This window comes from Marinobacterium profundum (assembly GCF_001528745.1).
GTDB classification, from domain to species: domain Bacteria; phylum Pseudomonadota; class Gammaproteobacteria; order Pseudomonadales; family Balneatricaceae; genus Marinobacterium_A; species Marinobacterium_A profundum.
Map to the genome: position 1 here is coordinate 118,136 of NZ_BCNS01000018.1, position 25,315 is coordinate 143,450.

Consider the following 25,315-nt stretch of genomic DNA (forward strand, 5'->3'; position numbering starts at 1 on the left):
GAGCGCAGATATGGCTGGCGGCTGGAAACCCCGTTTCGGTGTCGCTGATTTTCATATCAGCGCCGACGAAGCGCTGCATCATGGCTTTTTCAAGCTTGACCGGGTCACGGTGACACACCGCTGTTTTCTGGGCGGAGAGGCGAGTATCCAGCGCGAGCTTTATCGGCGCCGGGATGCTGTCTGTGTTTTGCCCTATGATCCTGTGCTGCGCGCTGTAGTACTGATTGAGCAATTTCGTGTCGGTACCCTGGATCATCCGCGAGGCCCCTGGCAGCTGGAGCTGGTGGCCGGCCTGGTGGAACCGGGGGAGAGCACCATCGATGTCGCACACCGTGAAGCTGTGGAAGAGGCCGACCTGCAGCTGGGCGCTATCGAACCCATACTCCGCTTTACGCCAAGCCCGGGTGCCGCCCGCGAGTATATTGATCTGCTCTGTGCCCAGGTGGATGCCAGCCAGGCGGGGGGTGTACATGGCCTGGCGGAAGAGGGGGAGGACATTCTTGTGCATGTACTGTCTCTGGACGAAGCCTGTGCGCTGGTGCGGGATGGGGTGATCGATAACGCGCCGGCGATCATTGCGATACAATGGCTGCAAATGCACAGCCCTCGACTCGAACAGCAGTGGGTTTAACGGGAGCCGCCATGAGACGCAAGTATGTACCCGACCTGTCGCGGCAGATGGCCCAGTGTGAGGCCAACTACGCACGCATGATGAAGTTGCTGCCGGACCTGGATGTCTGCGATCATCGCGAATTCCAGGTGTACTGGAAAGCGCATCAGGTCGTGGTGCGCCTCGAAGTGGAGGAGCGCTTCGCCTACACCTCCACTGTGCTGGTGAAGCAGCTGCACGAAGGCTCCAGCTGGCTGACAACCCCCACGCTCGTCGTGCGGCTGTACCATGATGCCACCATGGCGGAAGTCATCTGCCTGAAGAGCCGGCGGCAGCTATCAGGTGTTTACGGTTATCCCAACCGTGACATGCACCATCCCGATGAGAAAGCGCAGCTCAATGGCTACCTGGGTGAGTGGTTGAACCACTGCCTTAATCACGGCCACCACAACGAACCCGTCTTTGTTTAAAAAACGCTCTAAAAACTGCCTCAAGAGTTGTCTGAAATGCCCCTTCGCCTGTTGCAGTTGAGTGACTGCCATCTGAGCCCGAATCCCGGCGGTCTGTTCCGTGGAATTGATCCTTTGTGCCACCTGGATGCCGTGGTTGCCGATGTGCGTCAGCGCTTTGTACAGGCGGATCTGCTGCTGCTAACCGGCGACCTGACCCATCATGGTGCCCCCGATGCCTACCGGCGGCTGCTGGATTCTGTGGACGGCCTGGCCGCGCAGCGCCACTGGCTGGCGGGCAATCATGATGTGGCTGCGTCTATGCGGGCGCTCGAGGCGCAGGAGCCCGCACTGGGCTGTAAACTGATCGACAGCGAGCACTGGCGAATTCTGCTGCTGGACTCCAGCGCAGATCCCGATGGCCGTGGGAGCGGCAGCCTGTCCGACGGCGAGCTTGATTGGTTGCGCCAGCAACTGCGCAGTGCCGGTCAACGCTGGGTGTTTATCGCCTTGCATCACAATCCGGTAGCCCTTGGCAGTGCCTGGCAGGATGCCATTATGCTGGGTAATGCTCCACAGCTGTGGGCCATTCTCGATGGTTATCCACAGGTGCGCGGGCTGATGTTCGGTCATGTGCATCAGCAGCAGCATCTGCATCGCGGCCAGATACAGCTGTTTGCTGCGCCCTCCACGGCGATGCAGTTTGAAGCGGGCTGCGAAAACTTTCAGCTTGAAACCGATGTCGCGCTGGCGCGGCCGGGGTATCGCTATTACGAGTTGCAGGATGATGGCCGCATAGAGGCCAGGCTGTGTCGCATAGCGTTGCCGGATTGCGTCAATTAGGCCCCTCCGGTATGGTTCCGCCATGTAATATCAGCAAGGAGCGGGGATGACGCAGACCCATTTTATCTATGTTCACGGCTTTAACAGTTCCCCCGCGTCCATCAAGGCCCGCATCCTGGGTGATTACCTAGAGCGCCTGGGATTGGCGGCGCACTACAGCGTGCCTATGCTGTCACACTGGCCGGCAGAGGCCATGACACAGCTCGAAGCGCTGGTGGCCGACAGGCAGCAGCCCGTGCTGCTGGTGGGCAGTTCACTGGGCGGCTTTTACAGCACCGCGCTGGTGGAAAAATACCCGCATTGTCGCTGCGTGCTGGTGAACCCGGCTGTCGCGCCCCAGGAATTGCTGGCCAGCTGGCTTGGCGACAACGAAAATCTCTATACCCACGAACACTACCAGCTGACGCCAGAGCACCTGGCCCAGCTGCAGGCGCTGGCCTGTTCCGAGCTGCAGGCGCAGGAACGCTATCTGTTGTTGCAGCAGACTGGCGATGAAACTCTGGATTATCGCGAAGCCGTGGCCCGTTATGCCGGCTCAGAACAGTTTGTGCAGCCAGGCGGTAGTCACGGTTTTGACCGTTTCGAGGATCTGCTGCCGGCGATTCTCGCCTTTGCGGCCGGGCGCATTGAGTTACCCGAAGCCGTAGCTTTACCCTTCTCCCAGCTATCGCATTGACAGGAATCCGCAACCGATGGCGACACAACAATACACAGCCGAGGCGATTGAAGTCCTCAGTGGTCTGGACCCGGTAAGACGCCGGCCGGGCATGTATACCGAAACCGACCGTCCCAACCACCTGGCCCAGGAGGTGATCGACAATTCCGTCGATGAGGCGCTGGCCGGCCACGCCAAACAGATCGACGTCGTGCTGCACAAAGACGGCTCCATGACCGTGAGTGACGACGGCCGCGGCATGCCGGTGGATATACACCCCGAAGAAAAGGTCAGCGGGGTTGAACTGATCCTCACGCGGCTGCATTCCGGTGGCAAGTTCAACAACGACAACTACCAGTTCTCCGGCGGCCTGCATGGCGTGGGCGTGTCTGTGGTCAATGCGCTGTCGCGTCTGCTGGATGTGCAGGTCAAGCGTGACGGCAATGTCTATCGCATCGGCTTTGCCGATGGCGACAAGGTGTCGGAGCTCGAAATTATCGACAGCTGTGGCAAGCGCAATACCGGCACCAGCCTGCGCTTCTCGCCGAATCCGAAGTACTTCGATAGCCCGAAATTCAGCGTACCGCGCCTCAAGCATGTGCTGCGCGCCAAGGCGGTGCTCTGCCCGGGGCTGCGGGTCACCTTTGTCGACCAGGGTGATGCCAAGGCCGAGAAAGACGAGTGGTATTACGAAGATGGTCTGGTGGCTTACCTCAAGGGCTCGACTCAGGTCTTCGAAGCGCTGCCGGCAGTGCCTTTCAGTGGCAGCCTTACCGGTGAAGAGGACGCGGTGGAGTGGGCCGTGCAGTGGCTGGTGGATGGGGGTGACATGGTGGGCGAAAGTTACGTCAACCTGATCCCCACGGTTCAGGGGGGCACCCATGTAAACGGCTTTCGTACCGGCCTGCTCGAAGCCATGCGTGAATTCTGCGAGTTTCGCAACTTGTTGCCCCGTGGCGTCAAGCTCAGCGCTGACGATGTCTGGGAGCGCTGTTGCTATATCCTCTCGGCCAAGATGCGCGATCCGCAGTTCGCCGGTCAGACGAAAGAACGGCTGTCATCGCGCAAGATTGCCGCCTTTATTTCCGGAGCCATCAAGGATGCCTTTTCTTTGTGGCTGAACCGCCATGTGGAAGAGGGTGAGCAGCTGGCGGAGCTGGTAATCAGCAATGCCCAGCGCCGTCTGCGCTCCAACAAAAAAGTGGTGCGCAAGAAGGTGACCCAGGGGCCGGCTCTGCCCGGCAAGCTGGCGGACTGTTCCGGCGGTGACGCCATGCAATCCGAGCTGTTCCTGGTGGAGGGTGACTCGGCCGGCGGCTCTGCCAAGCAGGCGCGGGACCGTGAATTCCAGGCCATAATGCCGCTGCGGGGCAAGATTCTGAATACCTGGGAAGTGGACTCCGGCGAGGTACTGGGGTCGCAGGAAATTCACGATATCTCCGTGGCTATCGGTGTTGAGCCCGGTTCCGATAATCTTGCCGGCCTGCGTTACGGCAAGGTCTGCATCCTTGCCGATGCGGACTCAGACGGTCTGCATATCGCCACCTTGCTGTGCGCCCTGTTTGCGCGTCATTTCCGGCCGCTGGTGGCGGCCGGTCATGTTCATGTCGCCATGCCGCCGCTGTTTCGCATCGACGTCGCCAAGGAAGTGTTCTACGCCCTGGACGAGGACGAGAAGAACGGCATCATCGAACGCATTCGTGCCGAGCGCAAAAACGCCAAGATTGGCGTGCAGCGCTTCAAGGGGCTGGGTGAAATGAATCCGTTGCAGTTGCGTGAGACCACCATGGCACCGGATACCCGCCGTCTGGTGCAGCTCACCATCGATACGGAAGAGGATGATGACACCGACGAAACCATGGACATGCTGCTGGCCAAGAAGCGCTCGCCTGATCGCAAGAGCTGGCTCGAGATTAAGGGCAACCTGGCCGATATCTGAGATCGGGCAACGGCACCAGATGCACTGACGGAATTTTGAAATGAGTACAGAATCCACTTTTGAGAACGGCGTTGAGCGCTTGTCGCTAAAAGCCTTCAGCGAGAAGGCCTACCTGGATTACTCCATGTACGTCATTCTCGACCGCGCATTGCCGCATATAGGCGATGGTATGAAACCGGTGCAGCGTCGCATCATTTATGCCATGTCTGAGCTGGGGCTCAAGGCGACGGCCAAGTACAAGAAATCGGCCCGTACCGTCGGCGACGTGCTGGGCAAGTTCCACCCCCATGGAGACTCGGCCTGCTACGAGGCCATGGTGCTGATGGCACAGCCGTTCAGCTACCGTTACCCGCTGGTCGATGGCCAGGGTAACTGGGGCTCGCCGGACGATCCCAAGTCCTTTGCCGCCATGCGATATACCGAGTCGCGCCTGGCGCCCTATGCCGAGCTGCTGCTGCGCGAACTGGGCCAGGGCACCGTTGACTGGTTGCCCAACTTTGACGCCACCTTGCAGGAGCCTGCGGTACTGCCGGCGCGCCTGCCCAACGTGCTGCTTAACGGTACCACCGGCATTGCGGTGGGCATGGCGACGGATATACCACCGCACAACCTGCGTGAAGTGACCAGCGCCTGTCTGCATCTGCTGGACCATCCTTCGGCGGACGTGCAGTCGCTGTGCGAATTCATTCCGGGGCCGGACATGCCCACGGATGCTGAAATCATCACCCCGGCCCATGAGCTGCGCAAGCTCTATGAAACTGGCCGCGGTTCGGTGCGCATGCGTGCAGTCTATATCCGTGAACAGGGTGAGATTGTCATCACGGCGCTGCCGCATCAGGTTTCAGGCAACAAGATTCTGGAACAGATAGCGGCCCAGATGCAGGCCAAGAAGCTGCCGATGGTGGCGGATCTGCGGGATGAGTCTGATCACGAAAACCCCACCCGGCTGGTAATTATTCCACGCTCCAACCGCGTTGATATCGACCAGCTGATGGCACATCTGTTTGCCTCTACCGATCTGGAACGCAGCTACCGCGTTAACCTCAACATGATAGGTATCGATGGCCGGCCCCAGGTGAAGGATCTGCGTCAGATCCTCACCGAATGGCTCAGCTGGCGAACTCAGGTGGTACGCCGTCGCCTGCAGTATCGTCTGGACAAGGTGCTGGATAGGTTGCACCTGCTCGAAGGCCTGATGATTGCGTATCTCAATATCGACGAGATTATTGCCATCATCCGTTACGAGGAAGAGCCCAAGGCCGAGATGATCCGGCGCTTCAATATCAGTGAGCGCCAGGCCGAAGCGATTCTGGAACTCAAGCTGCGCCACCTGGCCAAGCTGGAAGAGTTCAAGATCCGTGCCGAGCAGAATGAGCTGGAAGCCGAACGCAAGCGTCTTGAAGAAATCCTGGGATCAGATTCGCGGCTGCGCAAGCTGATCAAGGATGAGCTGAAAGAAGATGCCAAAACCTACGGCGATGACCGCCGCTCGCCCATAGTGCAGCGTAATGAAGCTCAGGCGTTCAGCGAGAAGGATCTGCTCAGTGCAGATCCCGTGACCGTGGTGATTTCAAAGCAGGGCTGGATTCGAGCTGCCAAGGGCCACGAGATCGATGCCGAAGGCTTGAGCTACAAGTCCGGCGACAGCTTCAAACTGGCCTGTGCCGGGCGCATGAATCAGCCAACTCTGCTGCTCGACTCCACCGGGCGCAGCTATACCCTGGATACTCATACGCTGCCATCGGCGCGGGGACAGGGCGAGCCTGTTACCAGCCAATTGTCGTTGCCCAAGGGCGCGACCATCGAAGGCATGTTCTCGGGGCAGGATAATGACCGGGTGCTGCTGGCGTCCGATGCGGGTTATGGCTTTGTCGCCAAGGTGTCTGACCTGAGCAGCAAAACCAAAAACGGCAAGGCGGCGCTGACACTGCCGGAGGCGAGTCTGACCCTGATGCCCATTCTGGTGAAGGATGCGGCACGGGATCTGCTGGCGGCGGTGACCAATGAAGGCCGACTGCTGGTCTTCCCGGTGGCGGATCTGCCGGAGCTGGCGCGGGGCAAGGGCAACAAGATCATCAATATTCCGGGCGCACGGGCCAAGGCGCGGGAAGAGTATCTGACCGCGCTGGTGACGCTGGATCCGGACAAGACCCTGGTGGTGCATGCCGGGCGGCAGCATCTCAAGCTCAAGCCGGCGGAGATTGATCATTATCGCGGCGAGCGTGGCCGGCGCGGCAACAAGTTGCCCCGGGGCTATCAGCGGGTTGACCGTCTGGAAGTGGAGGGCGACGAGTAGCGGGCAACGCCTGCAAGCGCCCTGGTATCCGAAAAAGGCGCTGGCGACCTCTGTGTCGTCAGCGCCTTTTGTATGTCTGGCCTGTTGTGGAGCGTCCGACTGAGGTCAGCCGGTTTTGCTGATCAGATGACTGGCCTGGCGCTCCAGCAGTTCCTCGTAATCCTCACTCAGGCGATGGATCAGCACCTTGTCTTCGTCCTCGCGCCTGATATCGGCGTGTTCCAGCAAATTACCCTTCAGATCCGGAACTTCAGTCAGGGCAGTGTGGCTGATCAGCTCGTTGCTCTGGGTGCTGCGGGTGAGGAACTGGACTTCTTCCAGCATCAGCGACGGTTTGAGGCAGTTGCCGCGCACCAGCGCTATATGCAGGTTCAGTACCGGCTGGAAACCGCGAATGCGGCGCTGGTTAAAAGTCCGATACAGCAGGGTGAAAAGCTTGGCGGCACAGAGTGCATTGGCACCGTGGGCGTCTTCCTCGGTGGGCTGGCGGAACCAGACGCGAATGTCGCCGTTGTTCTGGGGCTCGATGTCGCCACTGTAAATGGCGGCGATCTGGTGGGCGAACTGGCTGTAGTGGGTCAGCAGTTCGGCACGCTCCTGTTCATCGACATACTCGGCGTGACCGCTGGCGGTGTCGATCAGCAGCAGATAGCTGGCTTCCTGGGGCGTCAGCCGCAGTTCCAGCTCATGCTCAAAACTGTAGAGACCCAGCTGGGTCTCGCTGCGTTCGCGTAGCGGATTGGGTGCGCTGGGTTGCTGCGGTTCAGCTGCGGCGGGTTCGTCGTCGTCAATCTCCAAATCCTCGTCGATAAAACGGGCTTCATGCACGCGTTCCGACTCTTCCGGCTGGGGCGCCGAGGGCATGAAGCGGGGCATCAGTCGTTCTTTCACCGGCCGCAGCAGGTCCAGCAATCCATCGAAACCGGACTCGTCCCGCCGTTTGTCGGAGGCATGATCCTGGTCGTCGTATTGATCGTTGTCCTGGTCAGGGTTAAATTCATCAGCCTCTTCCAGCGACTGATAGTCCTCGTAAGCAGCGTCCGATGCGCCTGCGTCTTCGGCCGGGAAATCGTAGCGCCGGGATTCTGTGTCTGAGTCGTCATGCAGGCTTGCCTGCGTCGGCTCTTCTGCCGGGAAGGCCGCCAGGTTCAGCTCGTCCTCTGTCGCCGTATCCAGCGCCTGATCGGCTTCATCTTCCAGTTCGTCGTCGTCATCGAATGCGCGCGGCGGGCGGGCATTAAGTGTCATGGCCAGGGTCAGGAGTGCCGCCAGGGCGCAGCCGAGCCAGAGCATGGCCACCAGGGTCAGCTGCTCCAGACGCTGGTCCCGGGCGGGGGCCGGATCGAGCCAGAACAGCATGCGACCTATGATCTGCTGCTCGCGTTCCAGCACCAGCTCGCGTTCAAGCGGCCCTTCGGCTTCGCCGCTACGGGCGACCAGTTCACTGGTCTGGTTGTAGAGTGAGATGCCACGCACTTCGGGTTGCTCGCCCAGCTCATTAATCAGGTAGTTCAGGCTGACCCGGTCGTCGGCCAGCAGCAGGGGTTGCAGCAGCACGGCGGACTGGCGCATCAACTTTTCACCAGATGCCAGTGTTTCTGCCTGGGCATCCTTGCTGGCGCTGAACCAGAGATAGCCGCCGCTGAGCAGCAGGCCAAAGGTCAGAATCATGGCCAGTTGCAACAGCAGGCGACGACGCAACGGGGACGGGATAGCGGTAATCTGGGGCTGGACTGCGGACATAGTGTGCTGGGTTATCCAGGGGCGCGTGGAAATTGGACGAAACCGATCATAACAGCTCAACCGGAGCCGGCACAGTACTGCCGGGCCGCATGTTGCAGCGCATCCAGGAGCCATTTAAAGCGCTGGCCGCGATGACCAGTTAATGCCCCGATTGGGGTGCCGCTTTCGATGCTTGCAGCAAAAGTGAAATCCTTCATGCAAGATCCGGGTTCCGGACGGTATAATGCGCAGGTTAACGACCGGAGCTAAGGGCAGGGCATGAACGTAGAGGCATACATGATCGAGCTGGGTCAGCGTGCACGCGAGGCGTCGCGGCTGATGGCACGTGCCGAAACCGGCATCAAGAACAAGGCGCTGCTGTATATGGCTGAAGCCATTGAGGCCGGGCGCGATACTCTGGCGAGCGCGAATCAGCAGGATCTGGAAAATGCTCGGGCCAGTGGTCTGGATGCAGCCATGCTGGATCGTCTGGAACTGACACCGGCACGTATCGATACCATGATCGAGGGTCTGCGTCAGGTGGCGACACTGGCGGACCCCATTGGCGGCATCACCGATATGAACTATCGCCCCAGTGGCATTCAGATCGGCAAGATGCGTGTGCCTCTGGGCGTGATCGGTATAATTTATGAATCGCGGCCCAATGTGACGGTCGAGGCGGCGAGCCTGTGCCTGAAATCCGGCAATGCCGCCATTTTGCGCGGCGGCTCGGAATCGATTCATTCCAACCAGGCGATTGCAGCCTGTATTGCCGCGGGTCTTAAGCGTGCGGGCCTGCCGCAGACGGCGGTACAGGTGGTCGAGACCACCGACCGCGCGGCTGTCGGTCAGCTGATCGCCATGCCGGAGTACGTTGACGTTATAGTGCCCCGCGGTGGCAAAGGTTTGATCGAGCGTGTCAGCCGTGATGCGCGGGTGCCGGTGATCAAGCATCTGGACGGTATCTGCCATGTCTTTATCGACAGCGAGGCCGACATCTCCAAGGCGATCAATATCGCCCTCAATGCCAAGACGCACCGCTATGGTACCTGCAATACCATGGAAACCCTGCTGGTCGACAGCAGTGTAGCCGCCAAGGTTCTGCCGGAGCTGGCCGGCGCCTATGAGCAGGCCGGCGTTGAGTTGCGCGGCTGTGAACGCACCCGTGCGCTGCTGCCGCAAATTGTGGCGGCAACACAGGAAGACTGGTCGACCGAATACCTGGCCCCCATTCTGTCGATCCGCGTGCTGGACGGCATGGATGAGGCCATCAGCCATATCAACAAGTATGGCTCCCACCATACCGATGCTATCGTCACCGAAAACTACACCAAGTCGCGGCGCTTCCTGCGGGAAGTGGATTCCAGCTCGGTGATGGTCAATGCCTCGACGCGCTTTGCCGATGGTTTCGAGTATGGCCTGGGGGCCGAAATTGGCATTTCCACGGACAAGATTCATGCCCGTGGCCCGGTCGGCCTTGAAGGCCTGACGTCGCAGAAATACGTGGTGCTGGGTGATGGTCATATCCGTCAGTAAAGGGACATGACCGATACCGGCCCTGCGGATGCCCTGGTTTTCATGGGCGGCACCTTCGATCCCGTGCACAATGGCCACCTGCGCACCGCGCTGGAGATCCAGCAGTGGATGGGAGTCGAACAGGTCTGCCTGATCCCCTCGAAGGTCCCGGTGCACCGCGAGCAGCCTGGCTGCTCGTCGGAACAGCGTCTGGCCATGGTAGGCCTGGCGGTGGAACATGAGCCTGCCCTGCGGGTTGATCCGCGGGAGGTGCTGTCGGAACAGCCCTCCTACAGCCTGCTCACGCTGCAGTCGCTGCGGGCCGAAATCGGACCCGACCGGTCGCTGTGCATGGTGCTGGGAATGGACGCCTACCTCGGATTGGCCAGCTGGCATGGCTGGGAACAACTGCCTGACTACTGCCACATCATAGTGGTGTGCAGGCCAGGTTATGTATACGAACCGGATGAGCGGATGCGGCGTTTCTTCCGTGCCCATGAAACTCGTTCGCTGAAGACAGTGCTGGGCTCACCCTGCGGCCGCGTGCTAATGCACGAACTGACGCCGTTGAGCATCTCGGCTACCCAGATTCGCCAACTGGTGGCGAAGGGTCTGTCACCCCGTTATCTGTGTCCAGACCCCGTTTGGCACTTTATGCAACTACACAAACTTTACGTGATTGAAGAGGATAGTTAACCCAAGATGCGGATTGATCAACTGGTCACCCTGGCGCAAACCGCGCTGGAAGATATGAAAGCCAAAGATGTCGTGTTAGTGGATGTGCAGGGCAAGTCGAGCGTGACCGACTTCATGCTGGTCGCCAGCGGAACCTCCCATCGCCATGTGAACTCTATTTCCCAGAGCGTGATCGACACGGCGAAAGCTGCGGGCGTGATGCCGCTGGGCACCGAGGGTCAGACAGGCGGTGACTGGGTGCTGGTGGATCTGGGTGATGTCGTTGTCCATGTCATGATGCCGGATGCTCGCAGCTTCTACGATCTGGAACGGTTGTGGAACTTTGACGTGGCTAAAGCGGCTGAGTAACGGCGATGAAAGTACGTCTGATTGCCATTGGCGGCAAGATGCCAGGCTGGGTCACCCAGGGCTACGATGAGTACGCCAAGCGCCTGCCGGCAGATCTGACGCTGGAGCTGGTGGAGCTGGCCCTGGGGCATAGGGGCAAGGGCGCGGATCTTGCCCGGGCCAAGCGCCAGGAAGGCGATCAGATGCTGGCGGCCATCCCCAAGGGAGACCTGGTGGTGGCGCTGGAGGTGGAAGGCCGTAACTGGTCGACCGAGCAGCTGGCCTCTAACATGGAAGGCTGGCGCATGGGCGGTCGAAACGTTTCCTTGCTGATCGGCGGTCCGGACGGTCTGGATGCCCGTTGCAGTGCGGCGGCTGAACAGCGCTGGTCGCTGTCGGCGCTGACGTTGCCCCATCCGCTGGTGCGTGTGCTGCTGGCAGAGCAGCTCTACCGCGCCTGCACCATTTTGCAGGGTCACCCCTACCACAAATAGCGATTTCATGGCCTTCGAACGCTTCAAGGATTACAGCCAGGAAAGCCGCACCTTTGGTGCCCGGGCAATGCTGGCTTTTGTGCTGGTGGTGGCGCTGGTGTCGGTGCTGGTTGGCCGGCTCTATTTCCTCCAGGTGGTGCAGTACGATCGTTATGCCGCCATGTCGGAGGACAACCGAGTGCATCTGCAGCCGGTGGCGCCTACCCGTGGCCTGATTTACGACCGCAATGGTGTCTTGCTGGCCGAAAATCGCCCCAGCTACAGCGTGACGGTCCTCAAGGAAGAGGTAAAGGATCTCGATGGCACCCTGGATATTCTGAAACAGCTGATACCCATCACCGAATCCGAACTGGAGCGTTTCCAAAAGCGTTACAGTCAGCGCCGGCGACCATTTGAAACGGTGCCGGTGCGTTTTCGTCTTACGGAACCCGAGATTGCCCGTATTGCCGTTAATTATCACCGCTTGCCGGGTGTGCAGGTTGAAGCGGATCTGATCCGCTACTATCCCTACGGCGAGGCCGTGGTCCATGCGCTGGGTTATGTCGGGCGTATTAACGAGGCCGAACTGCAGCGGGTGGAGGCCAACAACTACGCCGCCACGCACTATATCGGCAAGCTGGGTATCGAGAAGTTCTACGAACCGCAGTTGCATGGCCAGGTGGGTTTTCAGAAGGTTGAAACCAATGCCCGTGGCCGGGTGTTGCGCGTGCTGGAGCGTGTCGATCCGGTGCCGGGGGATGATTTGGTACTGAGTCTCGACCTGCGCCTGCAACAGATCACCGAACGGCTGATCGATGGCCGCCGCGCCTCTGTGGTGGCGATAGACCCCAAGACCGGTGGCATTCTGGCGCTGGTGAGCGAGCCGGGCTACGACCCCAACCTGTTCGTGACCGGTATTTCGACCAAGGACTACAGCGCGCTGCGGGACTCGCCCGACCTGCCACTGTTCAACCGTGCGCTGCGTGGCGGTTATCCGCCGGCGTCGACCATTAAGCCGGTGATTGCACTGGCGGCGCTTGATTCCGGCACCATATCTCCGAGTCATACGGTGTGGGATCCGGGCTTCTTTACCCTCAGTCAGGGCGGGCGTCGCTACCGCGACTGGAAGCGTGGCGGCCATGGCCGGGTGGACCTGAATCTGGCGCTGGCCCAGTCCTGTGATGTCTGGTTCTACGATGTCGGCTATCGCATGGGGATCGACAAGATGTCGGATTACCTGAGTCGCTTTGGATTTGGTGCTGTCACCAGTCTCGATCTGCCCGAAGCGGTACCGGCGGTACTGCCATCCAAGGAATGGAAGCGTCGCTCCCGCAATCGTCCCTGGTATCCTGGCGACTCGGTTAACCTGAGTATTGGTCAGGGATTTTTCGTTGCCACGCCACTGCAGCTGGCGACAGCCGCCACCGTACTGGCCAATCGCGGCAAGTGGGTACAGCCCAAGTTGTTGCAGGGCGTGCGCACCAAGGGCGAGGAAGGCGACATCAGCATCAAGATGCCGACGCTGGATGACGCCCGGCCCATGCCTGAAGACGTGACCCTGAAGTCCGATGCCTACTGGCAGCAAGTGATCAAGGGCATGGTGGACGTGATGCACGGCGAGCGCGGCACAGCGCGCAAGGCCGGGAAGGATGCGGGCTATATTATCGCCGGCAAGACCGGCACTGCCCAGGTGGTGGGTATCAAGAAGGATGAGCGTTACGATGCATCCAAACTGTCGGAGCGTAACCATGACCATGCGCTCTTTCTGGCCTTTGCACCGGTGGATGATCCCCAGATCGCCGTGGCCGTGGTGGTGGAAAACGGCGGTGGCGGCTCCAGTACGGCTGCACCCATAGCCCGTCAGGTCATGGATGCCTGGTTGCTGGGTATAGACCCCAGTGAAGACCCGATGGCGGAAGAAGAGCTGCAGGAAGCGGAAATATCACGATGATGCTTGAAACGGCCGTATTGCAGCCTCGGTCTTCACCAGGGTCCGCCCGCATTGTGACTGACACCTGGGATAGCAGAAGAAGTACTGCAGGAAATGGAAATATCACGATGATGACCGAATCGGCCTCCGTTGCAGGCTTGGGAGTACTTGCATGAGTCTGCGTGACTTTCAGCGCACCATGCCAGAATCCGGCCAGCATCTGGCGAAGCGTCCTGGCTGGTGGTCCCATACCCATCTGGATGCCTGGATGCTGTTGTTTCTGCTGTTGCTGTGCGGCTTTGGGCTTTTCGTGCTTTATAGCGCCTCCGGGCAGGACGTCGGTTACGTCAGCCGGCAGGCGATTCGCATGGGGGCGGGTCTGGCGGTGCTGATCGGATTGGCCCAGGTCAATCCGCGTCATCTGGCGCGCTGGGCACCCTGGATGTTTGCCGCCAGCGTACTGCTGTTGCTGGCGGTGCTGCTGGTTGGAGTGGGTGCCAAGGGGGCGCAGCGCTGGCTGGCACTGCCGGGCTTTCGTTTTCAGCCGTCGGAAATCACCAAACTGGTGCTGCCGCTGATGATTGCCTGGTATCTTTCGAGCCGGCCGTTGCCTCCGCGGCCGTTGCACATTATTGTCTCGCTGGTTCTACTGGGTATTCCGTCGGTCATGATAATGAAGCAGCCGGATCTGGGAACCTCGCTGCTGATTGCGTCTTCCGGTATTTTCGTGCTGCTGCTATCGGGTATCCTCTGGCGCTATGTGCTGGCGGCCATGGTGGCTGCCGGGGCTGCGTTACCGGGGCTCTGGATGGTGATGAAAGACTATCAGCGTCAGCGGGTACTCACTTTTCTTGATCCGGAAAGCGATCCGCTGGGCAGTGGCTGGAATATTATCCAGTCCAAGACAGCCATAGGTTCTGGCGGGGTCTGGGGCAAGGGTTATATGGCAGGCACCCAGTCGCAGCTAGACTTTCTGCCCGAATCCCATACCGACTTTATTATCGCGGTGATTGCCGAGGAAATGGGGTTGATTGGCGTGCTGACTCTGCTGTTCCTGTATCTGCTGGTGATAGGCCGCGGCCTGATCATCGCCAGTCGGGCACCGGACAGCTTTGGCCGCCTGGTGGCGGGCAGCATTATTCTGACGTTCTTTGTGTATGTATTTGTAAATATCGGCATGGTCAGCGGACTCTTGCCGGTGGTTGGTGTACCGCTGCCCTTGATCAGTTATGGCGGTACCTCTATTGTGACGCTGATGGCAGGCTTCGGCATTATGATGTCGGTTCACACCCATCGGCAGATGCTGCGTCGATAAACAGGGATTAAGTATGCAAAAAGTTTTGGTTCCGGCTTTGGTTACACTGGCGCTGGTATTGCAAACCGGCTGTGCTTCAACAGCGGTGGGTCATGTCAGCAAAGACGCAGTTTCGGCGCCGGTGGCGGCAGCTGACGCCACCGTCGGCTATTCGCAGCACCCCGAGGCTCTGCCTCTGATCGACGAAATGGTGGCCGAGGGGGTGGATCGCGCCTATCTGGTGAGCTTGCTCGATCAGGCGCAGCGCCAGGAATCCATTCTTAAGGCCATGTCGCGCCCGGCGGAAAAACGCCTGACCTGGGGTGGGTACCGTAAGATCTTTATTGAGCAGAAGCGTATCGATCAGGGCCTGCAATTCTGGCGCGAGCACGCCGACACCCTGGCCCGGGCCGAGCAGCAGTTTGGTGTACCGGCCGAGGTGATTGTCGCCATTATCGGCGTTGAAACCCGTTACGGCCGCATTACTGGCAGTTACCGCGTGATTGATGCGCTGGCGACGCTGGGATTTGATTATCCCAAGCGCGGCGCCTTCTTTCGCGGTGAGCTGAAGGAATACGTGCAGCTGGTTCAGGAAGAGCAGGTTGATCCGCTGTCACTCAAGGGATCCTATGCCGGCGCCATGGGTTACGGTCAGTTTATTCCCTCGAGCTTTCGCGCCTATGCGGTGGACTTCGATGGCGACAACAAACGTGATATCTGGAACAACCCGGTCGATGCCATCGGCAGTGTAGCCAATTACTTTGCCCGCCACGGCTGGAAAAAGGGTGAGCCTGTGATCAGCAATGTGGTGATCAACGGCACCGCGGATGCGAGCTGGTTCAATGCCGATCTCAAACCCGAAGTCACCCTGGCGCAGTGGGCCGAGCGTGGCATCAGCACCCGCAAAGACCTGGACCAGACGCAGAAAGCGACCCTGATGCAGCTGGAAATGGCCGAAGGGGACGAATACCGCTTTGGTTTGCACAACTTCTACGTCATTACCCGCTATAACCACAGCCGGCTCTACGGCATGGCGGTGCATGAACTCAGCCAAATGATCGGCGCCGCCTACCGGGGGAGCAAGCAGGGGTGAGTTTCACACAAGTGCGCCTGTCGCTGGTATTGCTGCTGGCGCTGCTGGCCGGTTGTTCGTCCTCGGTAAAACAGACCGAAGACAGCACCGGGGTTACCCCCGTACCTGAAGCCAATGCCGGTCGTTATTCCATGAAACACGACAAGGCACCGCTGGAAATGGTGGATGTGTCCAAGGTGCCGGATGCCGTGCCGCGGCTGGAGCCAAAAAGCCTGAGGGGTAATCGCAGTCCCTACGAGGTGTTGGGGCAGCGTTACCATATCATCGAGGAAGCGCGGGGCTACAAGGAGCAGGGTACCGCCTCCTGGTACGGTCGCAAGTTCCATGGTTACGAAACCTCCAACGGTGAAGTCTACGACATGTTCAGCATGACGGCTGCGCACAAGTCGTTGCCATTGCCAAGCTATGTGCGGGTGACCAATGTTGATAACGGCCGCCAGGTCGTGGTGCGGGTGAATGACCGCGGTCCCTTCCATGAAGGACGGGTGATTGACCTGTCCTACGCGGCGGCGTCACGGTTGGACATGATGGGCGAGGGCACGGCCCGTGTCTCGCTCGAAGTTCTGGATCCGCGTACCACTTTGGCTGCGGCCCCCGCCCTGCCAGCCGGTACAAAAACGACGCCAGGTCCTGGGCGCTATCTGCAGGTGGGGGCCTTCTCGGATCGAGCGGCCATTGAGCGCATCGAGCAGAATATCGGCCAGCTGTCTGCGGGTTTGAACCTGCGGGTGTCTCCCGTAACTCAGGAGGGCCGCACCCTGTATCGCGTGCAGCTTGGACCCGTGCCTGACAGTGAAACCGAAGCGCGTCTTATGCGCCAGCTAGGGGATGCCGGTTACACCGCCGCCCGTCCGGTGGACTTACCCTGATCGCCTGAGTAGAGTAGAACTTTTAGTCTCCCAAGACGTCTACCCTGCACCCAATTTTCCGCAGACTGATAAAGAGAATCATGGCTCAACAACCGATATACGCCCGACTATGCGGCTTTTTCCTCTGTTCACTTCTTCTGGCAGGCCCCGTACAGGCTGAAACGCCGACCCTGAACGCAACGCCGACGCTCAATTCGACTCCGACCCTGTCGCCGGCCGAGCTGATACCGGCGTCGCCCCAGATAGCGGCAACTTCCTATCTGGTGATGGATTCTGAAACCGGCGAAATTCTGCTCTCCGACAAGGAAGATGAGCAGTTTGCCCCCGCCAGCCTGACCAAGATGATGACCGCCTATATCGTTGAGTACGAACTGGCCAAGGGCAACATCTCCAAGGATGACATGGTGCTGATCAGCGAAAAGGCCTGGCGCACTGAAGGTTCGCGCATGTTCGTGCGCGAAGGTACCCAGGTGAAACTGATCGATCTGTTGCAGGGCATCATTATTCAGTCGGGTAACGATGCTTCGGTTGCCGTGGCAGAGCACATAGCCGGCAGCGAGTCGGCTTTTGCCGACCTGATGAACCAGCACGCAGGCCTGCTGGGCATGAAAAACACCTATTTCCGCAATGCCACCGGGTTGCCTGCGGATCAGCACATGTCCACGGCGCGCGATCTGGCTATCCTGGCGCGGGCGATCATTCGCCAGTTCCCGGAAAATTACCCGATCTATTCCGAGAAGTACTTCACCTACAACGAAATCCGCCAGCCCAACCGCAACCGCCTGCTGTGGCGCGACGACTCGGTTGATGGCCTGAAGACCGGCCACACTGAAGAAGCCGGCTATTGCCTGGTGGCATCGGCCAAACGCGATGACATGCGCCTGATCAGCGTGGTGCTGGGTACCACCAGTGAAGAGTCGCGTGCGCAGGAAACCCAGAAGCTGCTGGCCTATGCGTTCCGCTATTACCGCACCCACAAGCTGTACGATGGCGGCACGCCGCTGAATACGGCCACTGTCTGGGGTGGTCAGGGTGGCGAAGTACGCCTGGGCCTGGCGGAATCCCTGGCGGTGACTGTGCCCCGTGGACAGACCGATCAGCTGGAAGCTGCGCTGGATGTAGATCGTGTGATTGAGGCTCCAGTCGTACAGGGGCAGGAGTATGGCCGCGTGCGGGTGATGCTCAATGGTGAACTTGTGCGCGAAGTGCCGCTGGTTGCGCTGGAAGATGTCGCCGAAGGTGGCCTGCTCAAGCGTATCTGGCACAGCATACTGTTGTTTTTCCTCAGCTTGATTGGCTAAATATTTAGAGCAGTAAGCACCCACTGATCCTTCCGCCAGCGCCCTGCCGGCGGATTGAGGAGCCAGACGTCGATGAATATCGTATATCTCAAGGGCCAGTTCATGGCTTCTGAAGAGGCGACAGTGTCGCCTTTCGACCGCGGATTTCTGTTCGGCGACAGTGTTTATGAGGTAGTGCCCTATTTTCGCGGTATAGGTTTCAGGCTGCAGGAGCATATAGCCCGGCTGGAACACAGCCTGCGGGCCGTGCGTATTCAGGCAGATACTGACTGGGCTGCAGTGATGGACGAGCTGGTGCAGCGCAATGGCGGCGGCAACATGTCGGTATATCTGCAGGTGACCCGCGGGGACTGTGGCAGTCGCAGTCACAGCTATGATGCCAGCCTAAAGCCTACTGTCTTTGCCTGCTGTGCGCCGGTGCGCAATTTCGCCGCGGTGCCGGCCGACGATGTGGTAGGTATTAGCGCCATTGTCACGGCGGATTTGCGCTGGCATCGCTGCGATATCAAATCTACCGGATTGCTGCCCAATATTCTGGTGCTGCAACAGGCGAAGGATCACCGGGCGGATGAAGCTCTGCTGTTGCGCGACGGCGTGCTGACCGAAGGCACCTCCTGCAATCTGTTTGTGGTGCGCCAGGGCGTGATCTATACCCCCAAGCGCAGCTCCGATATTCTGGGCGGTATTACCCGGGAGCTGGTTCTGGGCCTGGCCGATGCCAACGGCATGCAGTACCAGGAAGTGGATATCGATTACGATAGCCTGATGAGCGCTGACGAAGTCTGGATTTCCAGTTCGACTCGCGGCGTGGTGCCGGTGACAAGGGTGGATCATAGTCCCATTGGCAGCGGTAAAAAGGGGCCCGTCTGGGCTCGAATGTTTGAATTGTTGGCCCGTTATCAGCAGCAACTGATGACGGGGGAGTGAGTCATGAGCGAACAGCAACCCCCCAAGATTGAATTTCCCTGCCCCGATTATCCGATCAAGGTTATAGGGGTGAACAGCACCGATTTTCGGGACTATGTTATCGAAACCGTGCTCAAGTACGCGCCGGATCTTGATGTCGCCAGCGTTACAGTGCAGGACAGCAAAAAGGGCACCTTTCAGTCGGTGCGCTTTTGCATTACCGCCACCGGGGTCGAGCAACTGGAACAGATGCATCAGGATCTGAAATCCTCTGGCCGCGTTAAAATGGTCATGTGATGACCGTTGCCAATACTCTAATTCTGCGCAGTCTGGGGTTGGTGCCCTATGACACCACCTGGCAGCGGATGCAGGATCTTACCAATAGCCGCGATGACCAGACGCCGGATGAAATCTGGCTGCTGGAACACAGCCCCGTGTTTACTCAGGGGCAGGCGGGCAAGGCCGAGCACGTGCTGAATGCCGGTGATATACCGGTGGTGCAGGCCGACCGTGGCGGTCAGGTAACCTATCATGGTCCTGGTCAGCTGGTGGTGTACCTGCTGCTGAACCTGCGTCGCAAAAGCCTGGGTGTGCGTGATCTGGTGGACCTGATGGAGCAAAGCGTGGTGGCGCTGCTGGCCGAATATGGTGTCCAGGCTTATCCCAAGCCCGATGCTCCCGGTGTCTATGTCGGTGATGCCAAGATTTGCTCGCTGGGCCTGCGGGTACGCCGTGGCTGCTCCTTCCATGGCCTGGCGCTGAACCTGGATATGAACATGGAGCCCTTCCTGCGTATCAATCCCTGCGGCTATGCCGGCATGGCGATGACCCAGCTTGCAAGCCTGGTATCGGGGCTGGATAGCGCTGCGGCCGTCAGTCGTATGGGTGATATTTTGATCAACAAAATCGGGTATACTACGGTGTCCCGCAGAACCAGATTGGATTAGCGATTGTATGGCAAGTTCTGATAACAAAACCGCTGGCGCGCGCGCCGAACAGGGTGTCAAACTTCGTGGCGCCGAAAAGGTCGCCCGTATCCCGGTGAAGGTTATCCCTACCGAGAAAGACGCAATGCCACGCAAGCCGGCCTGGCTGCGCGTACGCATGGGCTCCTCGGCTGAAGTGCAGCGTATCAAGTCCAAGTTGCGTGAACACAAGCTGTCTTCCGTCTGTGAAGAGGCCAGCTGCCCGAATATCGGTGAGTGCTTCACTAATGGTACCGCTACCTTCATGATCATGGGCGACATCTGCACCCGTCGCTGCCCGTTCTGTGACGTAGCCCACGGTCGTCCCAATGCGCTCAACGCCGACGAGCCCCGCGAGCTGGCTACCGCCATAGCGGATCTGGGTCTGCGCTATGTGGTTATTACTTCTGTTGATCGCGACGACCTGCGTGATGGCGGTGCCCAGCATATCGCCGATTGCGTACGCGAAACCCGCGAGCGCCAACCGTCCATCGAGATCGAAACTTTGGTGCCGGATTTCCGCGGCCGCATGGATGTTGCGCTGGAGATTCTCAGTGCCACACCGCCGGATGTTTTCAACCACAATATGGAAACCGTGCCGCGCCTGTACAGGCAGGTTCGCCCGGGCGCCGACTACGAATGGTCACTGGATCTGCTCGAAGGCTTCAAGCAGCGTCAGCCCGGCATTCGCACCAAGTCCGGTCTGATGGTGGGCGTGGGTGAAACCAATGAAGAGATTGTCGAAGTCATGCGCGATCTGCGCGCGCATAATGTCGACATGATTACTATTGGTCAGTATCTGCAGCCGAGCCGCAGTCACCTGCCGGTCGATCGCTTTGTAACGCCGGACGAATTCGACGAGTTTGCCCGTCTGGCCAAGGAAATGGGCTTCTCCCATGTTGCTTCAGGCCCGCTGGTGCGTTCGTCCTACCATGCTGATCTGCAGGCCAAGGGTGAGAAGGTCGGTTAGATCCTATCGGCCCCTGTGGGTTGAATGTAGCTGACTGTTGACAGCTAAATGTTGAAAAAGGAGCCTGCGGGCTCCTTTTTTTGTGGGGCTCTAACCCCAGTCGTCGTCGGTGGCGTGTTACACCTTGGTGACCCAGACTCCGACATCCAGGGTGGCAGTGGCGCTACCGCGGTAGGAGCCTGATATGGGCGGAACCGCGTTTGGCAGGCGCGCGACGGCAACGGGGATATGATCAGTGCCGGCGATCTTGCCGATGGTAGGGTCAAATCCTTTCCAGCCGGCACCGGGCAGATAGACTTCGGCCCAGGCGTGGGTGGCGCCGTTGCTGTCCGGGGCCAGAATCGTATGCACGTAGCCGCTGACAAAGCGGGCAGCCAGCCCCAGGTAGCGGGCAGCTTCCATAAAGAGCACGGAAAAGTCACGGCAGGAGCCGGTACCGTATTCCAGCGTCTGGCGGGCGCTCTGGACGCCGGGTTCTTCGCGCACGCGATAGCTTAGGGTCTGGTAAATATGTTCGGCGATGCGCTGCAGCAGGCTGTAGGTCTGAATATTCTCGCCCGCTTGCCAGAAATTGCTGATCCAGGTGTGCAGCAGGGCGCTGGTATGTGCATCGGGCAACGTATGGTAGGGCGCCAGCATGGGTTCGTCATCGGGTTGGTAACTGAACGGGTAGCTCAGGGCGTAGTCCGATACCAGAAAGTCCAGCGGGGCTTCGTTGTACTGCTGAATAATGACTTCACTCCTGACGACCAGCTGGCGGCAAGGCAGGGTGAAATTGGCCAGCGCCACAGAATTATCTTCGACGTCACGGTGCCACAGCAGAGTAGCCGCTGGGCTTATGTCGAGGGAAAACGACTGGATACGCAGTTCATGGTCTTCACGTGGTCGTAGCAGCAGTTTGTGTTCGCCCAGCGATACCTCGTCGGTGAAGTTGTAGTAGGTGTGATGCACAATCTTGTAGCGCTGCATAATGTCATCCCGGAGTCGGCCTGGGGGGCGAGGTCAATAAAGCTTTCTGTTGCTGGCGTCAGGCGTAGCTGCCCTGATCATATCCCTGTTCATCAATGTGCTGCACGCTTACCCGCTGCTCCCGTGGGTAGGTCGCAGGCCCAAACTGGTTGTAAACGGCCACATCGGCGGCATCCCGGCCATAACCGATGGCAACGTAGCCGCCGTGCAGCTGGGCCTGGGTGGCATCGAAGGTATACCAGCGATCAGCCACATAGGCCTCGAACCAGGCGTGCAGATCCATAGGCTCAAGGTTATGCAAGTAGCCGACCACCATGCGTGAAGGAATGCTCAGGCTGCGACAGAGTGCTATCCCCAGGTGTGCCAGGTCACGGCATACTCCCCAGCCTCGGGCGTTAATCTCGGTCGCAGAAATCTGGATATCACTGCTTTCGGGCTCGTAGCGAATGGTATTGCGCAGCCAGGTTTCGATCGCGGCCACCTGATCGTAGCCCGGCGCGTAGCCCGCGGTGATGCTGTTTGCCATTTGACTGAAACGATCAGATTCACAGTAGCGACTGGGTAATAGATAGTTGAGCGCAGATTCGGGCAGGTTCTGTATTTCGACGAAGCGAGCGCCAGGGGCGCGGTCTATATGATCCGATGTCATGACCTCTGCTGCAGTATGGATACTGAAGACGCCGGGAGGAGCAATCAGGCGCTGGCACAGGTTACCGTAGTTATCGGTGAATTCGAACACGGGTACGCTGGGGACCAGTTTGTATTGTTCGCTGGCAATCCATTGCTGGGCACCGCTGCGGGGGCGCAGCATCAGCACAAAGGGAGTTGGCACCTCAATGTCGAATGTCAGATCACAGCTGGTTCTTAACCACATGGGGCTCGTCCTTTGAGTTAACATAGGCATAAATCGCCAGGATAATGATTTCACTGTACAGGTTTTTGCACCTGCGTAATGGATTCCTTTGCAGGGTCTGGTGATGAAGCAACATGATCAGTTGGGACCGCGCTCGGGCAGTAGGTCAAAGTCGTCCGCTCCGGGCCCCAGTGGCTGGCCATAGCTAAATTCCACGTAGTTGCCATTGGGATCGCGAAGGCCGCAGTAGTAGCCTACAGGGAAGGGCTCGTCCCGCGGTGCCCAGACCAGGCAGCCTGCATCGCGAGCCTGCTTGGCGATACTGTCGACGGCGTCGCGGCTTTCCAGTGCGAAGCCAAAATGGCGATAGTCGTTATCCGGCAACTGCAGATCCTGACCGCCATTCATCAGCACGAAAATAAAGTCCCGTTCCCGCCCAGGCTCCGCCATCCAGCTGATGGTTTGTGTGTGGCTATGGCGTTCGTGGATCAGGTGCATGCCACAGAACTGACGGTAGAAGGCGACACAGGCTGTCATATCGCTTACGTGCAGGGCTATGTGGGTAATTCGGGCGGAGGCGGACATGGAATACTCCGGGAATAGTGAACGTCTGGATCCTATTAGTTATACACCCTGGCGGTGGATCGGGCCTGTCTGTGGGCAACTTTACGGCAGTGGACAACTCTGAGCTGAGACTGGCCTGGAATCTTATCCCCGAATCTTGTGTATAAAATTGTGCATAAGGTATGGGTACTCATCCAGGGCCGTGCAGAGCCGGCGTATTGCCTGATGCGTGCGTTTTTTGAGCGTTAAATAGTTAGTTTTTCAGCAACTTGCGTTGTGCATATGTGCAGAAAAAAAGGTCGGCTCAAGTTCCGCTGTCAAGCCAAATCGGAAATTTTTCCGATTTAGTATTTTAGCCTTATCCACAGAATCTAGGGGTAGGTCTGTGCGTAACTTATGGGTAACTGGGCTGAGCGCTGTTACAGGGGGTGAACGTGGAGCTGGTTGTTTTTTGATCAAGGGTGCATGGCCGCTGCAAAGGCAGCGCGCAAGAAAGGGACAGGATATGGTATTCGATTAGGGGGACGTGCAGGGATAACGCGGGGTGGCCAAAATCAGCCGGTGGCATCCAGTGGCAGCGTGGTACCGGCCAGGTGTAGCAGAATCGAGGTGAGGGTGAGCCAGGGGTCGCCGGCGCGAGCGCCCTTGACCAGTCGGTCGACCTCGGCGGCCTGCTGCAGCAGATTTTCCAGAGTGGTCGGGGACAGGCGTTTGGTGGTGTTGCGTACCAGCTGCTTGCGCTTGCCGAATAACCGCTGCTGCTGGCACAGACTGTCAAAGCCGGTTCCCTGTTGCAGGCCACGTTGTACTGCATGCAGGATGCGAATCTCTCGGGCCAGGGCCCAAAGCACTACGGCGGGTTCAGTGCCTTCCTGGCGCAATACCTGAATAATACGGGTGACACGCTGGGGCTGAGCGCCCAGAGCCGCATCCGTCAGGCCGAAGATATCGAAGCGCGAACTGTCGGAGACGGCATCAATAACGTCATCCGCAGTCAGAGTCTTGTTGGGGAACAGTAGCTGCAGCTTGCTCATTTCCTGGCGCGCCGCCAGCAGATTGCCTTCCACCCGCTGACACAGAACTTCCACTGCGCTGTCGTCCAGGCGCATGTCCATCTGCACTGCACGACGGCGGATCCATTCCGGCAGCTGGGCAGGTTCAACGGGCCAGAGCTCAACGATCACGCCACTCTTGTCGACGGCCTTGAGCCAGGCGCTCTTTTTGGCACCGGCATCGAGCTTGTCGGCGGTGATCAGCAGTACATTATCGGGCGCAGGGTTGACCAGATACTGCTGCAACATCTCGCTGGCGTTCTTGTTCAGCTTCTGGCTGCCAAGACGCAGTTCGATGATCTTGCGTTCGGCAAAAAGCGACAGGGCGCTAGCACACTCAAGCAGGTACTCCCACTTGAAGCTGCCATCAACGTGCAGGACTTCGCGTTCGGTAAAACCCTGGCTGAGGAACGTTTTGCGCAACAGGTCGCAGCTTTCCTCGGCCAGCAGAGGTTCATCACCGGTGACCAGATAGACCGGCGCCACAGCCTGTTTCAGGCGGGCACCGAGCTGTTCTGGTTTGAGTTTCATGGCTGACCGGCAGCGATATACAGACGCAGGATTTGGCGCGAAATATCCTGCTGCATTTCGCGGCGCAGCAGGGCTTGCTGGGCGTTTTTGGCGGTAATGGCATCGGCGTCGTAGGTATAGACCCGCTCGGTGCGTACCGCAGTTGGCGCTATCAGAAAGCGCTCGCCCTGGGTTATCTGAAAGCGCACTTCGGTGCGCAGTTCGTATTCGTCCACCTTGACGCTTTCATCCAGCGAGGCGACACGGCGGCCCTGTTTCTCTTCGAGAATTTCCAGGGTGTAGGGGGCAGCCACGACCAGCTCAATGCCGTTGCTGCGCAGGGTGCGGCTCAATTCGAGTCGCAGGTCGCTGCGCCCAGCTGGCATTTGTAGTGCCAGTTCGCGCAACTCCATCGGGACATCGGCGCTGCCGCGCAACTGAAAACCACAGCCGCTTAACAGCAGTGTTGCGATCAGCAGTATCAGCCTCAATTGCACAGTCATTGCCTTCTCCC

26 protein-coding genes are annotated in these 25,315 nt (G+C 59.0%); 19 read left to right on the plus strand and 7 right to left on the minus strand.

What is annotated here, in order from left to right; genetic code table 11:
• The first annotated feature begins 10 nt into the window (after positions 1-10).
• Genes MPRO_RS01715 through parC form a run of 6 tightly spaced genes read left to right on the plus strand, consistent with a single transcriptional unit; the run spans position 11 to position 6,792 of the window.
• Entirely contained in the window at positions 11-631 is a 621-nt protein-coding gene (locus tag MPRO_RS01715; protein ID WP_067286225.1) for an NUDIX domain-containing protein, read from the plus strand.
• Between the two features lie 11 nt (positions 632-642).
• Positions 643-1,080, plus strand: a complete 438-nt coding sequence (locus MPRO_RS01720; RefSeq protein WP_067286227.1) for a DUF1249 domain-containing protein — start codon at positions 643-645, stop codon at positions 1,078-1,080.
• A gap of 36 nt (positions 1,081-1,116) precedes the next feature.
• Positions 1,117-1,902: a metallophosphoesterase gene (locus MPRO_RS01725; protein ID WP_067286229.1), complete on the plus strand. Its 786-nt coding sequence runs from the start codon at positions 1,117-1,119 to the stop codon at positions 1,900-1,902.
• A 46-nt stretch (positions 1,903-1,948) separates the two neighbouring features.
• Positions 1,949-2,578: a YqiA/YcfP family alpha/beta fold hydrolase gene (locus tag MPRO_RS01730; protein WP_067286230.1), complete on the plus strand. Its 630-nt coding sequence runs from the start codon at positions 1,949-1,951 to the stop codon at positions 2,576-2,578.
• Positions 2,579-2,594: 16 nt separating this feature from the next.
• Positions 2,595-4,496, plus strand: a complete 1,902-nt coding sequence (parE, locus tag MPRO_RS01735) for a DNA topoisomerase IV subunit B (protein ID WP_067286232.1) — start codon at positions 2,595-2,597, stop codon at positions 4,494-4,496.
• Positions 4,497-4,536: 40 nt separating this feature from the next.
• A complete protein-coding gene (gene parC, locus MPRO_RS01740) occupies positions 4,537-6,792 on the plus strand; it encodes a DNA topoisomerase IV subunit A (RefSeq protein WP_067286234.1) in 2,256 nt (751 codons plus the stop codon).
• A gap of 105 nt (positions 6,793-6,897) precedes the next feature.
• On the opposite strand, the gene MPRO_RS01745 is transcribed toward parC, so the two are convergent.
• Together MPRO_RS01745 and MPRO_RS25650 are read right to left on the minus strand one after the other, a co-directional pair.
• Positions 6,898-8,535 carry a hypothetical protein gene (locus tag MPRO_RS01745; protein ID WP_067286235.1) on the minus strand — a complete coding sequence of 546 codons (1,638 nt, stop codon included), beginning with the start codon at positions 8,533-8,535 and terminating at the stop codon, positions 6,898-6,900.
• 56 nt (positions 8,536-8,591) lie between these two features.
• Complete coding sequence (locus MPRO_RS25650; protein WP_158651717.1) at positions 8,592-8,732, minus strand: hypothetical protein; 141 nt, start codon at positions 8,730-8,732, stop codon at positions 8,592-8,594.
• A 61-nt stretch (positions 8,733-8,793) separates the two neighbouring features.
• On the opposite strand from MPRO_RS25650, the gene MPRO_RS01750 reads away from it, so the two are divergent.
• From MPRO_RS01750 to lipA, 13 genes are all read left to right on the plus strand, one after another.
• Positions 8,794-10,050: a glutamate-5-semialdehyde dehydrogenase gene (locus MPRO_RS01750; RefSeq protein WP_067286238.1), complete on the plus strand. Its 1,257-nt coding sequence runs from the start codon at positions 8,794-8,796 to the stop codon at positions 10,048-10,050.
• Positions 10,051-10,056: 6 nt separating this feature from the next.
• Entirely contained in the window at positions 10,057-10,725 is a 669-nt protein-coding gene (gene nadD, locus MPRO_RS01755) for a nicotinate-nucleotide adenylyltransferase (RefSeq protein WP_067286240.1), read from the plus strand.
• Positions 10,726-10,731: 6 nt separating this feature from the next.
• A complete protein-coding gene (gene rsfS, locus MPRO_RS01760; RefSeq protein ID WP_067286242.1) occupies positions 10,732-11,073 on the plus strand; it encodes a ribosome silencing factor in 342 nt (113 codons plus the stop codon).
• 5 nt (positions 11,074-11,078) lie between these two features.
• Positions 11,079-11,546 carry a 23S rRNA (pseudouridine(1915)-N(3))-methyltransferase RlmH gene (gene rlmH, locus MPRO_RS01765; protein WP_067286243.1) on the plus strand — a complete coding sequence of 156 codons (468 nt, stop codon included), beginning with the start codon at positions 11,079-11,081 and terminating at the stop codon, positions 11,544-11,546.
• A 7-nt stretch (positions 11,547-11,553) separates the two neighbouring features.
• On the plus strand, positions 11,554-13,476 hold the full coding sequence (gene mrdA / locus MPRO_RS01770) for a penicillin-binding protein 2 (protein WP_067286245.1): 1,923 nt from the start codon (positions 11,554-11,556) through the stop codon (positions 13,474-13,476).
• 151 nt (positions 13,477-13,627) lie between these two features.
• A complete protein-coding gene (gene rodA, locus MPRO_RS01775) occupies positions 13,628-14,770 on the plus strand; it encodes a rod shape-determining protein RodA (RefSeq protein WP_173645490.1) in 1,143 nt (380 codons plus the stop codon).
• 13 nt (positions 14,771-14,783) lie between these two features.
• Positions 14,784-15,842, plus strand: a complete 1,059-nt coding sequence (gene mltB, locus MPRO_RS01780; protein ID WP_067286247.1) for a lytic murein transglycosylase B — start codon at positions 14,784-14,786, stop codon at positions 15,840-15,842.
• Complete coding sequence (locus MPRO_RS01785) at positions 15,839-16,711, plus strand: septal ring lytic transglycosylase RlpA family protein (protein ID WP_281177113.1); 873 nt, start codon at positions 15,839-15,841, stop codon at positions 16,709-16,711. The genes mltB and MPRO_RS01785 overlap by 4 nt, the downstream gene beginning before the upstream one ends.
• Positions 16,712-16,791: 80 nt before the next feature.
• Positions 16,792-18,012 (plus strand): D-alanyl-D-alanine carboxypeptidase family protein, encoded by a 1,221-nt coding sequence (locus tag MPRO_RS01790; RefSeq protein WP_245635007.1) that lies wholly within the window; start codon positions 16,792-16,794, stop codon positions 18,010-18,012.
• A gap of 72 nt (positions 18,013-18,084) precedes the next feature.
• Entirely contained in the window at positions 18,085-18,939 is an 855-nt protein-coding gene (locus MPRO_RS01795; protein WP_067286249.1) for an aminotransferase class IV, read from the plus strand.
• Positions 18,940-18,942: 3 nt separating this feature from the next.
• The gene (locus MPRO_RS01800) at positions 18,943-19,215 is read left to right on the plus strand and encodes a YbeD family protein (protein WP_067286250.1); all 273 of its coding nucleotides are present in this window, start codon (positions 18,943-18,945) and stop codon (positions 19,213-19,215) included.
• A complete protein-coding gene (gene lipB, locus MPRO_RS01805) occupies positions 19,215-19,865 on the plus strand; it encodes a lipoyl(octanoyl) transferase LipB (RefSeq protein WP_067286305.1) in 651 nt (216 codons plus the stop codon). The genes MPRO_RS01800 and lipB overlap by 1 nt, the downstream gene beginning before the upstream one ends.
• Before the next feature lie 7 nt (positions 19,866-19,872).
• The gene (lipA, locus tag MPRO_RS01810; RefSeq protein ID WP_067286251.1) at positions 19,873-20,853 is read left to right on the plus strand and encodes a lipoyl synthase; all 981 of its coding nucleotides are present in this window, start codon (positions 19,873-19,875) and stop codon (positions 20,851-20,853) included.
• 117 nt (positions 20,854-20,970) lie between these two features.
• Here lipA and MPRO_RS01815 read toward each other — a convergent pair whose 3' ends face one another.
• The 5 genes from MPRO_RS01815 to MPRO_RS01835 form a co-directional block, all read right to left on the minus strand.
• Positions 20,971-21,822 (minus strand): transglutaminase family protein, encoded by an 852-nt coding sequence (locus MPRO_RS01815; RefSeq protein ID WP_067286252.1) that lies wholly within the window; start codon positions 21,820-21,822, stop codon positions 20,971-20,973.
• A 58-nt stretch (positions 21,823-21,880) separates the two neighbouring features.
• Complete coding sequence (locus tag MPRO_RS01820; protein WP_067286253.1) at positions 21,881-22,696, minus strand: transglutaminase-like domain-containing protein; 816 nt, start codon at positions 22,694-22,696, stop codon at positions 21,881-21,883.
• Positions 22,697-22,813: 117 nt separating this feature from the next.
• Positions 22,814-23,260 (minus strand): VOC family protein, encoded by a 447-nt coding sequence (locus MPRO_RS01825; protein WP_067286254.1) that lies wholly within the window; start codon positions 23,258-23,260, stop codon positions 22,814-22,816.
• Positions 23,261-23,793: 533 nt separating this feature from the next.
• Positions 23,794-24,822: a DNA polymerase III subunit delta gene (holA, locus tag MPRO_RS01830; RefSeq protein ID WP_067286255.1), complete on the minus strand. Its 1,029-nt coding sequence runs from the start codon at positions 24,820-24,822 to the stop codon at positions 23,794-23,796.
• Positions 24,819-25,304, minus strand: a complete 486-nt coding sequence (locus MPRO_RS01835; protein WP_067286256.1) for an LPS-assembly lipoprotein LptE — start codon at positions 25,302-25,304, stop codon at positions 24,819-24,821. The genes holA and MPRO_RS01835 overlap by 4 nt, the downstream gene beginning before the upstream one ends.
• Positions 25,305-25,315: the final 11 nt, after the last annotated feature.